Genomic DNA, 15,071 nt, shown 5'->3' with positions numbered 1-15,071 from the left:
CCCGACGCTCTGGTCTCAATCCAGGTCTCATTCACCACCGTCCAGCACCGTCCGAAACATCAACACTCACTTGCTCCGCCGCAGGTCAGGACGGGTACGACCTCAGCCGGACGGGCATACGAACATTTGGAAAGCGTGTTGGGGGCAACCCCTCACGAGTTCGAATCTCGTATCCTCCGCACCCGCCCACCTGGGCAGATGAAGGTCCCGACCGCTGAGCGGTCGGGACCTTCATCGTTCCGTGGTTGCAGTTTTGGTTGCAGTAGGTGGTGCATCGGGGCCACGCGGCACCAGATCCTCCTCGGCCCATTCGGCGGCGCGTGATCGACTCCGCAGCACGCATGCAAAGGCAGCACCGGGCCGCACCCGCCCTCGGGTTCCTTTACGTCAGCAGAGCATCGCGCAGCTCGTCGTCCCGAAGCAGCGCGAGGACAGGCGCGTCAGTCTCAGCGAAAACGTTCCGGGCGGCGCCGGTGTCCACGTGGTGGAGGGCTGCCTGATAGACGTCAGCGAACGGCTGGTTTCGTATGCAGTACTCGGCAAACCGCATGTCCTTTTGGTTGTGCTCACCACGCGCCCGGTCCCAGGCGAGAAGATGCCCGGCGATCTTCACCCACGCCTCGGCCCTCGCTCTTGAGCGTTTGCCCTTGTTAAGGCCGCACACCTCGATGGTCCACACCCCCTTCCGGGAACCCTCTACGGGTCGATAGACGCCGCTGTCGAGCCATAGGGTGAGATGGTCGAACGGGTCTTCCCTCGTCGGGTCAACGAGCAGAGAACCAAGGAGCCCATCACTCTCGTGCTCCTCGCCCTTGTAACGCGAGTTGCAGGTGGAACAAGCAAGGAGCAGATTGGGCCAGTAGAAGGTGCGCAGGGCGCAGCGCGCCTTGGGGACCAGATGGTCGACCGTGTCCGCGAGCTGATCACCGCAGTACATACAGCAGTCGATCCCGGGGGCCATGTACTCCAGAGCTTCCCGCACCGGCACGTACACGTTCTGGCGGAAGGTATCCCGCTTCCACATGCGCTTCACGTGCTTCGGCCGTTCGGGAACCGGGGTGCCTGCGAGTTCCTCGGTCAACTTAAGAAGCGCGGTTTCCAGCTCTGCAGGCAGGCGTGGCCGCGTGATCTTAATCACGGCCCGCTAGCCTCCCCCCTTCTCGCTCCTAGATCCAACTCTCCCAACCGGGTGGACTGGGAACTCGCTAGTTCTCTGCGCAGCTCACGGAAGCGACGCGTCATCGCCTCGTCTGCCTGCCCAGTCGCGACCTCGTACTCCAGGTCCGCCAGCTCCTCTCGCATCTCCTCGGCCCTGCGCGAGAACGGCGACTCGAGCCCAAAGAAGTCCGACAAAACCGCATCGTCACCGGTGCCGTAGACGACACGTCCGAAAAGCTTGTCGTCCACCACTGCGGGCGGGACTTGCTCGTTCGGCCCTGGGAGCCTGATCAACCCACCCGGGTCGGCGGCCTGGCAGATGTAAGGGCTGTGGGTGGAGACGATGAACTGCACAGCGGGAAAGTGGGCCTTGAACCACTCGCCGATGCGCTGCTGCTGCCAAGTCACATGAAGATGAGCATCGACTTCGTCGATCAGGACGATCCCCGAGTGAGGCAGATACGGCCGGCCGTTATTCTCGCGAAGCTCCAACGTTCCGTACGCGGCGTACATCTGCCGTACGACGTCCAGGACCAGCGCGGTGACCGTACGAAGGCCGTCGCTCATGCGCCGCAGGGCGATAAGAGGCCCCTCGCCGTCGATCCGGCGCAGCCACAAGCCGCGTGAGGTGACCTCCTCGACGCAGTAGTCGCCAGGCAACAATCCGTCGTTGAGAAGGGCGAGGACCGACTCGAGTAGGCGACCAACTCCCGCTTCGCCCTCCATCTGGCGCATACGCACGGATACGAGCCAGTCGACCGACTCCGTGAGCGCCGACTCTTCCTGAAAGAGAGTCCGCAGGGCCTCGGCTCGATCAAGAGTTTGGGGGTTGCGTTCCCGCAGCACCGTGCCGCTCAGGCGTCTGAAGGGTCCATATGTGTGAGCGATCACGAAATTCCCCAGGTGAGGCGGGTTCCGCGTCACGTAATTCCCCACCCCCGCGGTCACGTAATTCCCCATGGGGACGACGGACGCAGCGGGTAGTGGTCCTGGCCGTCGAGATGACGGACGCTTCCTCGATCAGTGGTTCGAGGTCGAGGGAAGCGCACGATGGCAAGGAGAACGTTCAACGTGGTCGATGTGACCGAGATCTATGTCCACTGGTACGCGGGCCGCTCCAAGAGCGAGCTGGCCGCGTCGCTGGGACTGGACCGCAAGACGATCAGGAAGTACCTGGCCCCGGCGGAGGCCGCCGGGATGGCCCCGGGCGGGGCGGCGATGGCCGCGGAGGACTGGGCCTCTCTGATCAAGGGCTGGTTCCCCGAGCTCGCCGATGCCCGGTTGCGGCAGGTGACCTGGCCCGAGATCGACAAGCACCGTGATTACATCAAGAGCCTGCTGGGGACGGTGACCGTCGCCACGATCCACCAACGGCTGCGGGACGAGAACGAGTTGGTGGTTTCGGTGTCGTCGCTTCGGCGGTGGATATCGGCGACGCTGCCCGAGGAGACCCGTCGCTCTCAGGTCACGGTCCTGCGCGACGAGATCGAGCCGGGGCTGGAGGCTCAGATCGACTACGGCTTCCTTGGCCAGTGGATCAACCCGCGGAGCGGGAAGCGGCACCGGATCTGGGCGTTCGTGATGGTGCTGCCGTGCTCGCGGCACATGTTCGTCCGCCCGGTGATCCACCTGGACCAGCACTCCTGGACCGAATCCCACGTCGAAGCCTTCAGATTCTTCGGCGGCGTCCCGCAGCGGCTGGTGCCCGACAACCTGAAGACCGGGGTGGACAAGCCCGACCTCTACGACCCTAAAATCAACAAAGCGTATGCCGAACTCGCGGCCCATTACGGTGCGTTGGTAGATCCAGCCCGCGCTCTGAAGCCAAAAGATAAACCGCGCGTCGAGCGCCCTATGCCCTATATACGTGATTCCTGGTGGCGGGGCCGGGAGTTCTTCTCGCTCGAGCAGATGCAGGCCGAGGCCATCCGGTGGTGCACCGAAGTCGCCGGTCAGCGGCAGTGCCGCCCGCTGGGCGGGGCCGCCCCGGCCTCGGTTTTCGAGGCCGTCGAGGCGTCCACGCTGCTGCCGCTGCCGAAGACCCCGTTCGTGCTCGCGAAGTGGTCGACGGCCACCGTCGGCCCGGACATTCACATCAAGGCCGGCCGCACCCTCTACTCGGTGCCGTGGAAACTGATGGGCAAGCGGGTCGACGTCCGCTCGACCGCGACCTTCGTGCAGGTCTTCCACGACGGCGAACTGGTCAAGACCCACGGGGCACTTGAGCAGGGCAAGCGCACCCATGCCAGCGACTACCCGCCGGAGAAGATCGCTTTCCACATGCGGACCCCGACCTGGTGCCGGACCCAGTCCGCGCAGGTCGGCACGGCCTGCCGCGAGGTGGTCGATGGGCTGCTGGAGGTCAACGCGCTCTATCGGCTCCGCGCCGCCCAGGGGATCCTCGGCCTGCGCAAGAAGTACGGCGAGGGCAGGCTGGAGGCCGCCTGCGCCAAGGCGACCCTGGTCGGCGACCCGTCCTATCGCACGATCAAGGGCATCCTCGTCGCCGGCACCGAGACCGAGCCGGCCCCCGAATCCTCCGGCGATGGCGGAGCCGCCGCCTTCCTGCACGGACCTCAGCGGCTCTTCGCGACCGCGACACCCCCCGACATGACGAACGACGACCGTGATGACCACCGTCACGAAGAAGGAGTGGCGTGATGAGCATCATGGACACCGCCCTGCGGGACGCGCTTCGCGCGCTGAAGCTCTCGGGCATGCTGGAAACTCTCGACGCCCGCCTCTCGCAGGCCCACGGCGGCGAGCTCGGCCACCTGGAGTTCCTCCAGATCCTCTGCCAGGACGAGATCACCCGCCGGGAGACCGTCGCCTTCCAACGGCGCCTGACCCGGGCGAAGTTCGAGCAGCAGGTCACCTTGGAGGAGTTCGACTTCGCGGCCTCCCCGAAGATACCCGCGGCCCAGGTCCGCGACCTTGCGGCACTGCGCTGGCTGCACACCGGCGAGTCCGTAATTTTGTTCGGGCCGGTCGGCGTTGGGAAGACACACGTCGCCCAGGCACTCGGACATATGGCGATCCGCCAGGGCGCCAACGTCCGCTTCGCCAAGACCAGCCGGGTTCTGGCCGACCTGGCCGGCGGCCACGCGGACCGCACCTGGGACCGCCGACTGCGCGAACTGGTACGGCCCGACGTGCTCATCCTGGACGACTTCGCGATGCGCCAGCTGACCGCGGCCCAGGCCGACGACCTCTACGAGCTGGTCTCCGAGCGGCAGGGCCGGTCGCTGATCCTGACCAGCAACAGGGCGCCGAGCGACTGGTATCCGCTCTTCCCCAACCCCGTCGTCGCCGAGTCCCTCCTGGACCGGCTCATCAACACCAGCCATCAGGTGATCATGAACGGTCCCAGCTACCGCCCCAACAAGCGGCCCCGCGCAGGCGTCACCGACAAGACAAACAAGCCCTCGATCAAGTAGACATGGACGAGGCCAGGACCTGGGGAATTACGTGACGCTGAGCCCGGGGAATTACGTGATCGTCCACAATATGCCGCGTAAAACCAACCGTCAGGAGGCGACGGCGACCACAAGAGGCGTGTGGCCTTGGTGCGAGAGACGAAGCGCGCCCGCGTCGGTGGCTCATCTTGTGGAGTAATCGGCTCCCGATCCGGTCCCCATTCGAGCGCCACCTTGAGCCGTTCGGACGGTCTGGGAGCACCCAGGTCGGCATCTGGGTCGGCGCGGAAAGTTAGCTCCAGCTGGCCACGCGCCAACCCGTACGAGAGATGGTCCTCAATCTCATTGTCCAGCCGACTGGCCCGCTCAGTGGCTGTTGTTCTTTCGAGTGTGATCGGCTGGTTTCTGCAGGTCAGGCATAGGTGCCCCGGTGGTGCGGCAGAACTGTTCCAGCATGTTGCTGCCGAGAGGGAGGATGTTGCCGATGCCGTCGGTGATGGGACTGTTGGAAGCCGAAGAACGTGCCGCTCGGCGGCGGGTGGAGGCGCTGCGTGAGCAGACGGACCGGCTGCTGGCTGAGTTGCACGAGTCCGAGACAGACTGGCAGGAGTTGGTCATCGCCCAGCAGCGGGTCGGCCGGGTCCTGGCCGGGCAGCATCAGGACGACGCTGCTGGCCCCGCCGGCGAACCGGTCGGGCAGGCGGTAGGAGAGCCTGAAGTTCCCGTCGTGGTGAGCGAGTTGGGCCCTTCGGCCGTCGTTGCCGCGCGGCCCGGATCGATCTTGCCGCCGTGGAGTCCTGGTGCCGATCCTGGAGCGCTCGCGGTGGACTACCAGCGCATTCTTGCCGTTCTGGCCGACGCCCGGCACCGCGGTGAGGAGCCCATGGCCTGTAAACAGATCGCTACCGCGATGGGCATCGAGCTGACACCGTCGAAGATCGAGGGAGTGGTGCGTTCCCGGGCACGCCGCCTGGCAGAGCGCGGCTGGCTGGCCCAGGCATCGGCGGGGAAGTTCACCCTGGCCGGCGGGCCAGCCGGCGCCGCATCAGCATGACCATCGACCAGTAGATCATCGTCTCGGACGAGTAGGTGCGCCGCTCGTAGTCACGGTCCAGGCGGCGGGTGCGGCACAGCCACGCGTTGGTGCGCTCCACTACCCAGCGGCGCGGCAGGATCTGGAAGCCTTCCGCGTCGTCACTGCGTTTGACGATCTCAAGGACCAGGCCGAGTACAGCCGCGCACCACGACACGAGGAAGCCGGTGTATCCGCCGTCGGCCCAGATCAGCCGGATGCGGTGGTGGCGTGCGCCGGCCTGTTGGATCAGGCGCTGGCCGGCGTCGCGGTCCCCGACATCGGCGCCGGTGACAGTGACGGCCAGCAGCATGCCGATGGTGTCGGTCAGCAGGTGGCGTTTGCGGCCGACCGTCTTCTTGTTGCCGTCGTAGCCGGAGGTGGCCGCTGGAACGGTGGGGGTGGAGCGGATGGTCTGCGAATCGATGATGGCGGCGGTCGGCTCGGGGTCGCGTCCGGCGTCCTCGCGTACTCGTGCGCGCAGCCGGTCGTGCAGCTCGATGGTCAGTCCGCGGTCCCGCCAACGGTGGAAGAAGGCGTAGACGCGGTCCCAGGGCGGGAAGTCGATGGGCATCGCACGCCATTTGATGCCGCCGTCCAGGAGGTAGAAGACGGCGTCGAGCATCTGGCGGTGGCAGTAGGACTCCGGGCGTCCGCGCCGGCTCTCCAGCCAGGCCGGGACGGGCATGGCCGCACGCAGGATCGCCCACTCGGCGTCGGTCGTATCGGAGGGATAGCGTGCTGCCCGGTCAGGGTGGTCGCCGGCGTTCCCGAACCGGTGGGCCAGGCAATCGCACCGCGACACGCCGGAGTTGGACGTCATGGCCGCGAGCGCGACAGACTGGAGCACCAGGGTCTCCTCCTGCTCGTTGGACTTCGACATCCCCGAGCTGTGCAGGAGACCCTGCTTTCATGCGCGGACCGCTAAATGATCATCCGAAGGTGGATCCGACTGGCATCCCCGTTCGACCGTCAAGCATCCCGACCGAATGAGCAACAGCCAGTCAACCCTGAACCCCCCGCGCCAGTGATCAGAGCGGAGGGATCGGCGTCCTGGATGAGCGGCGGCACCTCACTGAGACTGAGGCGGGCCGTGGAGGTGGGGTGGATCACCGCCGCATGAGGTTGATCGGCGTCACGGAGCCAACCGCGTGCGGTGGCCGCAACGAGGACCGCTTCAGGACCGGCGGACGCTGCGGCGCACTGTCCGCATGCGTCGAGTGCGAGGAGAAATTCGGTGATGACCTCACCCGGTGCGTCGCGGGTGAAATAGGCGGACCAGTCCGCAGCCGGGCTGCTCGCGTCCGAGCGGGCAGAGACCTGCCACGCGATCGGCAGCCCACCTAGGTAAAACGGCTCGTCCGGCAATACCCACTGCGCCCACCGAAGCGCGTCGGGACTGATGTGCAGGACCGTGCTGCGCAGCACCTGAAGGTCCTCCAGCGGCTCATCGAGCTCACGCCGCCCTCGAACGACTGTCAGGCTCGTCCAGCCGAAGCTGGCGAGACTGTCGGCGACGGCATCGTAGAGACGACCGTCGTCGCCGGCCAGGTGCCGGGGACTGACCCAGTACGCCGGAGGGGTGCCGCTCGCAAGGGACGGATCGAATGGGAGATGCGGATTCAGGAGCGCCTCCAAGGGCATGAGGGTGGATCTTCTGCCGCGGCGAAGCGGGCGGAACGCCGACGGCCGGGGGCCGACACAGCAGAGCCATCGGCGGTGGGATGCGGGTTTACCAGAGCCCCACCCCTGCTCCGAACCACGTGGCCTGAAGATCTCCGGGAAGGTCATTTACGTTGACATGCCTTTCCCCTCGTTGCCAGTCTTTCTGCGGGCTTTCCTGTCTGCCCCCGGCGAACTGGCTCGAATTCTGGAAAGAATCATCCGTTTCAACGGCACTTGCCGTAGTCGAATCCGATACATGAGCGCATGACCTGCCCGGTTACGGCACCGAGGTGAGCTGAGATTGGCGGTCCGGGTGGGCGCGGCCAAGGCAATCCGTTCCCATGGGGTGCTGTCATACGCGAGGACAGGAAATGGCAACGGCGGTGCCCACTACGAGTGGGCACCGCCGTTCGCTGACCTCAGCTGTCGATACGGGCGACCTTCCGGCCCACCTTGAGGTACAGATCGGCGCCTTCACTGCTCTCGGCCTCGGCCAATGCGGCGGCGAGGGTCTGCTGTACCGCGCTTTCGGGGAGCGTCGTGCTGTACTGGTCGGCGTTGCCGGTCTCGCTGATCAGCCGAAGGCCGTCCTGCTTGGCGATACGGCGGACAGCGGAGGAGCTGGGAGCGAAGTCCAGTACCTGACTGATCAGCTGGCCCAGCGTGGTCTCGGCGTGCTCCTTGAGAGAGACGACCGGGAGGTTCTGCGCGTCACCGAACGAGCGCTTGGAGAAGCGGGCGGTGAACTCCGCACGGGCTGCCTCGGCGGCCTCCAGGCCGTGGACGGCCGCCACGACCTCGCTGGCGAGGATGCGCTTGACGGCCATGGGGTGCGCGGTGCCGTCTGCCAGCCGCTTGGAGACCAGCTGGATCTCGTCGTCCGTCCACTCCGTGAGCAACTTGAGGTAGGACTCGGTGACGTGGTCGGGGATGGACATCAGACGGCCGTAGATCTCGTCCGGGGCGGCGGAGAGGCCCACGTAGTTGCCCTTGGACTTGCTCATCTTGGAACCGGTGCCGTCGGTACCCTCAATGAGAGGGGTGGTGATGACGACCTCGGGGGTCTGGTCCCTGATTTCCATGACCTTGCGGCACATCTGAAGGTTAAGGAGCTGGTCGACACCGCCGAGTTCGACGTCGGCGGTGATGGCGACCGAATCCAGTGCCATGACCACGGAGTAGACGAACTCCGCGACCGACAGGCCGTCGCCGGCGGCGAGCCGGCTGCGGAAGTCCTCGCGCTGGAGGGACATGGAGACCGGTACGCGGGCGAGAATCTCCACCAGCTCAGGCAGGCTGACCTTGTTGAGCCACTCGCCGTTGAAGCGCAGGTCGGCTCGTTCGAAGTCGATGAACGGGGTGACCTGGGCCTGGTAGCCGGAGAGGTTGGCCGCGATGTCGGAGTCGGTGAGCGGCGGACGATCGGAGGAGCGTCCGGACGGGTCGCCGATCTTCGCGGTGACGTCGCCGATGATGAACACGACGTGATGGCCCATGCGCTGGAACCGGCTCGCGATGATGATGGGCACCGAGTGGCCGAGGTGCACGTCCGGCGAGGTCGGGTCGATGCCGTATTTCACGATGAACTGCCGGCCCGCGGACTGCGCAGCCGTGATCTTGTCGGCGAGGGTGGAAGCCGACGGGATCACGTTGATGGCGCGGCCTTCGACCAGAGCGGCCTGCTCCTGGGGGGAGAGGTCCGACAGGTCCAGGGAGCGCCGCGTATATGTCTCTTCCAGGAGCCGGGCGACCGTATAGTCCGCGGCCAGGTCCGATCCAGAGAGGATCTGCATGGCGCGGGTTACGGACTCGCTGAGGCGGCTCATGATGCCTGTTCGCTCCTGGGTTGGATCACTGGCGGGGCCAGTAGAGAGGGGAAGCGGCGATTTTATCACCGCTGGTCACGCCCTCGTATTTGAATGATCACTTTCGGTGTCCCCGGCTCCGCTGTTATCGAGCTCTCGGAGCGGCGCTTGCGGGTGGCCGGTCACCGCGCTGGCGACCGCCCTCAGCCAGGGGCGGGGCGGTGCGCAAGATCGGATGGTGCCGGCCAGCATGGCGGCGAGCGGGCGCCAGCAGGCGTGACGGTGTCCGGTCTGTATGTACGCCTCGACTCGGTGTCCGGCGGCTTGGGCATGGAAGTGGTGGGCCATCCCGCGCAGGACGCTGGCGGTGGTCCAGGTCGGGGGCTCCGCGGCCATGGAGCGCAGTCGGATGGCGAGTGCGGTACAGACGTCGGCCCGATAGCGCTGGGAGACCCCGGGGGTACGGCGGTCGGTCATGTTGTGCGCGTGGACGCGGTAGTGGACCAGGGGCACGGGGAGAACTCGGCCGTGACCCGCGTGACGCAGGGCGTGGAAGAAGATCTCGTTGACGACGGGCAGCAGCGTGAGAGCGGCCTCCCGTTGCACGAGCAGGGTGCTGGTGTTTCCGCCGGGATGAGGATCGGCGACGAGTGGTCGGCCGGCTGCGTCGACGACGTACTCCCAGTGCTCGATGAGGAGACGGTCGCCGGTGATCGCCTCGGCGCACGTACGGAGCTTGGCGGGGTGGAACCAGTCATCGGCGTCGAGCGGGGCCACCCAGTCGCCGTCGGCGAGGAGGAAGGCGTCAGTCAGGGTGGGGCCGAAACCCCGGGAGTCGCGGCGGACGATCCGGACGCGATCTCGGTAGCGCCGGCACACTTTCGCTGTCTCGTCGGTGGAGCCGTCGTCGATGACGATGATCTCGTGCAGGACGTAGTCGCCGGGTTCCTGGTCGAGGCAGCTGGTGATGGCACGGTCGAGGTAACAACCGTAGTTGTGGCACAGGATGACGCACGAGATTCGGGGCGGCGTGGTCATCGGCCACCTCCGTACACATCGGCGTAGGCGGCGAGGATCGCCTTGTGTTCCTGAGCGCGGTGCTCCAGGAAGGTGCGGTCGAGTCGCCGAGGACCAGAGCCCGTGCGGGAGCGGGCGTTCTCGACAGCCGCGAGGAAGCGTTCGCCGAAGAGGTTCGGGTGGCCGGTCGTCCAGTCGAACCATTCTGGTTCGGTGACGAGTTGCCCGTGCTGCCGGTACTGCTCGGGCAGATGGCCGATACGCGAGCACACAGGGAGCAGGTTCAGGTCGAAGGCAAGCTCCAGCTGTCCGGAGTGGCTCCCCCAGAGGTAGGGGAGCAGGAGTACGTCCGAGGCGAGGCCCGCGTCGGTGACCTCCTCGTCCGTGGGGTAGGGGCGCATGGACAGGCGGATGCGTGGATCGTGGCGAGCCGTCTCCAGGAGGAGGGGGACGGGGCTGCCCGGAATGAAGTCGGCGGGGCTGAAGGCGCGCAGGAGCAGCCGGAGGGTGCTGTCGGGGTCGGTGACTCCCAGGCTCCAGTTGACGACGGGGGAGAGTTGGTCCCTGCTGGGGCGCGAGGCGCCGAACATGAGGAAGCGAGCTGAAGCGGCGGCCTGCTCGCGCTCCCGGCCGCGGAGCGCCTCCGGAGGTACGACGTAACCGTGCGGAACGACGGTGGCCGGCGGGGCAGCGCCGAGGATGTCGGCCATCTCAGTGCGGGAACTCTCCGTGAGGAAGACCCAGTGGACGTCCGCGCTGAGGAGAAGCCGGAGCCGTTCGGTGAATGCGGATACATCGCCGTGCATGGAGTGGGTGTCGTGGGCGGTGAAGACGACGCGGACTCCGGATTCCGCGCAGGCGTCGAGGAGGCGTTCCAGAACAGCCTTCTCCTCGATGTCGATGTGGTGGAGGTGGAGCACGTCGAGCCAGGTGAGCGGAGCGTGGGCGAGGAGCCCCGTAGCGGTCACCGCTGCGGGAACGACGGCACCGGAGCTGATCTCGGTGCCGTTGAGGATGTGGAAATCGGGTCCGTGCAGTTTGCGCGCGTACGGGGTGCGGGCCGGGACGTGGACGACGCGCAGTCCTCGGCTGGGCGAGAAGGTCGTGGTCACGGGTTCTCCTTCCCGAGACCGACGACGACCAGCTGCGTGGAAAGCCCGTTGGACACGTCGTCGCTGCGGGTCAGCCCCGCGTAGTGGATCTCGAAGCCGGAGGCGCGGAGCAGTGCCTGGAACTCGTCGCCGGCCCACTCGCGGACGTGACTGGGGTTCCGGGGAGGGCCGGGCGTTTCGTATCCGCTGCGGAACTCGCGCGCCGGAGTGGAGAAGACCGCACAGGGGCTTCCGGCGGCGAGCAGTCCGCGTACCAGGGCCAGGAGCGGGCGCGGGTCGAGTACGTGTTCCACCACGTCGGAGCAGACCACAAGGGAACGCTTGATGACTGCGGGGCCGAGGGGGAGGGTGCGGGTGGTCTCCAGATCCGCCTCGATCCACTCGCCGAAGTGCTGGTTGGCGCGGCACCAGCGGAGGTTCTCGCCGACGTCGACCCCGACGAAGGACCAGTCGGGGTGCATGGAGGCGAGGGACGCGAGCTTGCCGGCACGGCCACATCCGATGTCGATCAGCGCGTCGCAGCCGAGCTGCGCGGCGCGGGCGGCGGCGTAGGGGTAGACGTCGGGCTGCCAGACCGTGGCCTCGTCGGTCTCGTCGGCGAAGTACTCCACGCTGTCGCGGCTGCGGTACCCGGCCCGGATGAAGTACGAGGCGGCGTTGCCGAGCGGAAGGGTGGAGAGCACAGGTGCGGTAGGCATGTCAGGGCTCCGTCCGTCACTTCGGCCAGTGGGCGAAGAGGGTGATCAGGCGTTCGACGAGCTCCTCGCGCAGTACCCGCCACTCGGGGGAGCCGATCCTGCGGGCCGCGGCGGCGCGGTCGTAAGAGGCGCCGTCCACCTCGGGCAGACAGGCGTACATCTGAAGCAGAGCCGAGCCCTCGTCCTCGTCCTCGCCGGACGTGTCGCGGTCGCGGTCGCGGTCGCGGTCGCCAGAGATCAGGGCCCGGATGTCATCGGCGGGCATCGATGCGTCGAGGCCGGAGCCGGGGATGCTCTTGCTCATCTTCGGCAGTCCCCCGAGGCCGGGGATCATCTTGGTGTAGATGCCGGACAGCCGGTCTGCGGGCAGGCCCCAGCGTGCGGCCCCGCGTCGGGCGAGCGCCACGTACTTGTGCTCGTCGACGCCGAGCGAGACCAGGACGTGCCGGCCCTCGGTCAGCAGCTGGACGAAGTCGGCGGCCATGAGGAGCGTGGCCTGCTTCATGCCGTAGGTGAGGCCGTCGAAGACGCCGTGATTGCGGTAGAGACCGGAGAGGTCCTCCTCGGCCCATTGGAAGTCCTCGTCGTCCAGGTGGCGGGAGAGGAGGAAGGCTGTGGCCAGGACATCGGTGTGGCCCTCCTGGCGGCGCAGTACGCCGCGCTGCTCGTCGAACCCGAGACGGCGGACGAACTCCTCGTACTGGTCGGCGGTGCGGCGCACCTTGTCCAGCGGGGTACGGCGGGCGTTGTACGAGTCCAGGTCGCCGAGCACGATCTGCACGTCGAGGCCCTGCTGCTGGAGCTTGACGGCGCGCAGGAGCTGGAAGAGGGTGCCGGCGTGCGGCGGTCCGCCGAGGCCGACGCCCGTGGTGACGATGGCGGGCTTGCCGGCCGCCACGGCCACGGCGAAGTCGAGGGCGCCGGTGTGACACATCCACTTGGTGCGGAGGTCGTCCGGGCTCATCCCGGCCAGAGCGAAGTCGATGGTTCCCAGGCCGAGGCGCTCGTACCGGTGCTGGTCGATGACGTTGTCGTAATAGGCCGTGTCGAACTTCATGCGGACGTCTCCTCGGGTGTGGTCGGCGCGGTGCGGGAGGGATCGGCCTCGCGAAGGGCGAAGGCATGGCGGACGAGGGACTCGAAGCCGTCGTCCAGGAGGTTGCCGAGCTCGGTGTTGCGGGGCGCGGCCACGCTGCCGAGGTCGGCGGTGACCGTGCCGTCGCCCAGGACCCAGACTCGGAAGGGATAGGCGTCGTCCGGCTCGCGGGTGGGCTGCGCATAGACCGGCAGATCCGGAACGACATCGCGTACGCCGTTCACCGCCTGGACGAATTCCTCGCGACTGAATCCGTAGATCCCGGCCTTGCGGGAATTCGCCCGCCCGATCGGCCTGTACTGGGAGATCAACCAGTACTCGACCGGGGTGGCCTGGGCGTAGTCGGCGATTCTCCCGGCGAGCCGCGGGAGTTCGGCGAGTGAGGCAGCTGTGGTGAAGGTGTTGAAGGCCAGGCGCCGATGGTCGGCGATGAGCATGGCCGTGTTGGCCTGGAAGCGGTCGAAGTAGCCCTGCCCGCGGAACCAGTCGGCGCTCTCCGCGTCAGGTCCGTCGATGGCCAGGGAGTACACCGTGACGTTCTCGCGCAGGCCGGGGTAGCGGTCCTTGAGGAGAAGGCCGTTGGTGTGCAGGTTCGTGTCGAAGCCGCTGCCGTGCGCGTGCTGAAGGGCGGGCTCAAGGTGGTTGTCGTACGGCATGACCGGGTCCCCGCCGGTGAAGACGATGCGGTGCGCTGAGGACTCGGCTCGGATGCGGTCGATCACCTGGGCGATGACCGCGGGGGTGGTGGTGACCCGGTTCCGCTCGCGGTAGCAGAAGCGGCACACGCCAGGGGACGCGGTGGCCGGGGCCAGGTCCCACGCATTGCAGTCGGTGTTGAGCACCAGGTGGACGATGCCCAGCTCGTCGCGGGTCAGCACGGGATCTCCTCCTTGCGTGACGTCCGGGCGGAGGCGGCCCCGTACGCGGCCGTCGGCAGAAGTCCCTCAAGCGCGTGCGGGCAGCCGCCGGTGAGCCTGATGAAGCACCGCAGGGTGCCGAAGGCCGCGTCCGTGCGCAGGATGGCTTGCGCGGTGGCGAGTCCGGCTCGGAGGGTGGGGGCGGCTTGGCCGGCCACCATGAGCAGAGCCGCGTTGAGGGCTACGGCGTTGCGGGCCGACGAGCTGCCGTGGCCCGCCAGCACGCTGACGGCGGCGGCCACGTTCTCGTGGGGATCGGGCCGCTGGGCGATGGAGCGCAGGTCCCTGGGCATGGCCGGCGCGGCAAGGCGCACCTCCCGGGGCAGGGACGAATCGCCGAGCCCGTCTCGGATGCGGCTGGTACGCACCGTGGCGCCGGGCAGCAGCTCGTCTACCTGCAGGGCGCCGTCGGCGGACGAGTTGACGACGGTCACGTCCGCCAGCCCGAGCCGGGCGAGGAGCTGCGCGGAGACGTCGACGGCGGGGTGCGAGAGCCCGTACACGTAGGAGGAGCAGACGACTGGGCTGAGCAGAGCGGGAAAGGCCAGGCTGAGTGCGTGCACGGCTTGGAACCGGCCGCCGTATCGGCGGTCGAATTCGGGTACCCGGTGCTCGATGGAGAAGAATCCGAACCCGCACTCGGCGGCGATGCCGACCATTTCGTCGTGCGGCACCGCGTCGCAGCCTGCGCCCACCAGGTCGATGAAGTCCCGTGAGCCTGTCTTCGACGAGGCGCTGCGCGAGCCGAGCTTGGCGATGTGAGCGCCGCCGGTGGCGGCGACGAAGGCCGCGGCGGAGCTGAGATTGAGGGTCTTGAAGGTCTTCTTCCCACTACCGGTGTAACCCACGAATCGCACACCTGCGGCCGGCCGGCAGTAGTCCCAGCCGTCCCGGTCCAGGCAGGTGGCGGCCCGGACGGCGGCTTCGACTTCGGCGATTCTCGGGCCCCGTAAGAGGAGACCGGTCAGGACGCTTCCCAGCATCACGTCTCGCGTGTGGCCGTCGGGAAGGCCGAGGATGCCGAGGATGCCGTCATGGACGTCGTGGGGGTCGATGTCGGCAGGGGAATTGATTTTGTGGACCAGTGGTGGGATCTGCAAAGCCACGGTGAGCGC

Annotated in this window: 13 protein-coding genes and 1 pseudogene; 3 read left to right on the top strand and 11 right to left on the bottom strand. The window is 67.3% G+C overall.

Features of this window, described 5'->3' with window-relative positions; genetic code table 11:
* Positions 1–382: 382 nt before the first annotated feature.
* Together ACU6WZ_RS15130 and ACU6WZ_RS15125 are read right to left on the bottom strand one after the other, a co-directional pair.
* A complete protein-coding gene (locus ACU6WZ_RS15130) occupies positions 383–1,138 on the bottom strand; it encodes an HNH endonuclease (RefSeq protein ID WP_447028590.1) in 756 nt (251 codons plus the stop codon).
* On the bottom strand, positions 1,135–2,049 hold the full coding sequence (locus ACU6WZ_RS15125; RefSeq protein WP_447028589.1) for an AAA family ATPase: 915 nt from the start codon (positions 2,047–2,049) through the stop codon (positions 1,135–1,137). Before ACU6WZ_RS15125 ends, ACU6WZ_RS15130 begins: the two co-directional genes overlap by 4 nt.
* 180 nt (positions 2,050–2,229) lie before the next feature.
* On the opposite strand from ACU6WZ_RS15125, the gene istA reads away from it, so the two are divergent.
* The 3 genes from istA to ACU6WZ_RS15110 all read left to right on the top strand — a co-directional run bounded on the left by istA (position 2,230) and on the right by ACU6WZ_RS15110 (position 5,628).
* Positions 2,230–3,819 (top strand): IS21 family transposase, encoded by a 1,590-nt coding sequence (istA, locus tag ACU6WZ_RS15120; RefSeq protein WP_447033763.1) that lies wholly within the window; start codon positions 2,230–2,232, stop codon positions 3,817–3,819.
* Positions 3,819–4,595: an IS21-like element helper ATPase IstB gene (istB, locus tag ACU6WZ_RS15115; protein ID WP_447028588.1), complete on the top strand. Its 777-nt coding sequence runs from the start codon at positions 3,819–3,821 to the stop codon at positions 4,593–4,595. The genes istA and istB overlap by 1 nt, the downstream gene beginning before the upstream one ends.
* Before the next feature lie 409 nt (positions 4,596–5,004).
* A complete protein-coding gene (locus ACU6WZ_RS15110) occupies positions 5,005–5,628 on the top strand; it encodes a hypothetical protein (protein WP_447028587.1) in 624 nt (207 codons plus the stop codon).
* Here ACU6WZ_RS15110 and ACU6WZ_RS15105 read toward each other — a convergent pair.
* The 9 genes and pseudogenes from ACU6WZ_RS15105 to ACU6WZ_RS15065 all read right to left on the bottom strand — a co-directional run bounded on the left by ACU6WZ_RS15105 (position 5,588) and on the right by ACU6WZ_RS15065 (position 15,062).
* The gene (locus ACU6WZ_RS15105) at positions 5,588–6,529 is read right to left on the bottom strand and encodes an IS5 family transposase (RefSeq protein WP_447028586.1); all 942 of its coding nucleotides are present in this window, start codon (positions 6,527–6,529) and stop codon (positions 5,588–5,590) included. The two genes, ACU6WZ_RS15110 and ACU6WZ_RS15105, sit on opposite strands and share 41 nt — an antisense overlap.
* A gap of 116 nt (positions 6,530–6,645) precedes the next feature.
* Positions 6,646–7,284, bottom strand: a pseudogene (locus ACU6WZ_RS15100) (SPDY domain-containing protein); the annotation flags it as partial.
* 446 nt (positions 7,285–7,730) lie between these two features.
* Entirely contained in the window at positions 7,731–9,137 is a 1,407-nt protein-coding gene (gene tyrS / locus ACU6WZ_RS15095) for a tyrosine--tRNA ligase (protein WP_447028585.1), read from the bottom strand.
* A 75-nt stretch (positions 9,138–9,212) separates the two neighbouring features.
* On the bottom strand, positions 9,213–10,154 hold the full coding sequence (locus ACU6WZ_RS15090; RefSeq protein WP_447028584.1) for a glycosyltransferase family 2 protein: 942 nt from the start codon (positions 10,152–10,154) through the stop codon (positions 9,213–9,215).
* Positions 10,151–11,245 (bottom strand): glycosyltransferase family protein, encoded by a 1,095-nt coding sequence (locus ACU6WZ_RS15085; protein ID WP_447028583.1) that lies wholly within the window; start codon positions 11,243–11,245, stop codon positions 10,151–10,153. The genes ACU6WZ_RS15090 and ACU6WZ_RS15085 overlap by 4 nt, the downstream gene beginning before the upstream one ends.
* Entirely contained in the window at positions 11,242–11,943 is a 702-nt protein-coding gene (locus tag ACU6WZ_RS15080) for a class I SAM-dependent methyltransferase (RefSeq protein WP_447028582.1), read from the bottom strand. Before ACU6WZ_RS15080 ends, ACU6WZ_RS15085 begins: the two co-directional genes overlap by 4 nt.
* Before the next feature lie 16 nt (positions 11,944–11,959).
* Entirely contained in the window at positions 11,960–13,000 is a 1,041-nt protein-coding gene (locus ACU6WZ_RS15075; RefSeq protein ID WP_447028581.1) for a nucleotidyl transferase family protein, read from the bottom strand.
* Complete coding sequence (locus tag ACU6WZ_RS15070) at positions 12,997–13,917, bottom strand: radical SAM protein (protein WP_447028580.1); 921 nt, start codon at positions 13,915–13,917, stop codon at positions 12,997–12,999. The genes ACU6WZ_RS15075 and ACU6WZ_RS15070 overlap by 4 nt, the downstream gene beginning before the upstream one ends.
* Positions 13,911–15,062: a hypothetical protein gene (locus ACU6WZ_RS15065; RefSeq protein ID WP_447028579.1), complete on the bottom strand. Its 1,152-nt coding sequence runs from the start codon at positions 15,060–15,062 to the stop codon at positions 13,911–13,913. Before ACU6WZ_RS15065 ends, ACU6WZ_RS15070 begins: the two co-directional genes overlap by 7 nt.
* Positions 15,063–15,071 lie beyond the last annotated feature (9 nt).

Source organism: Streptomyces hypolithicus (assembly GCF_052934925.1).
Note: the sequence above shows the minus strand (reverse complement) of the source record. Positions and strands in the feature narration are given on the sequence as shown.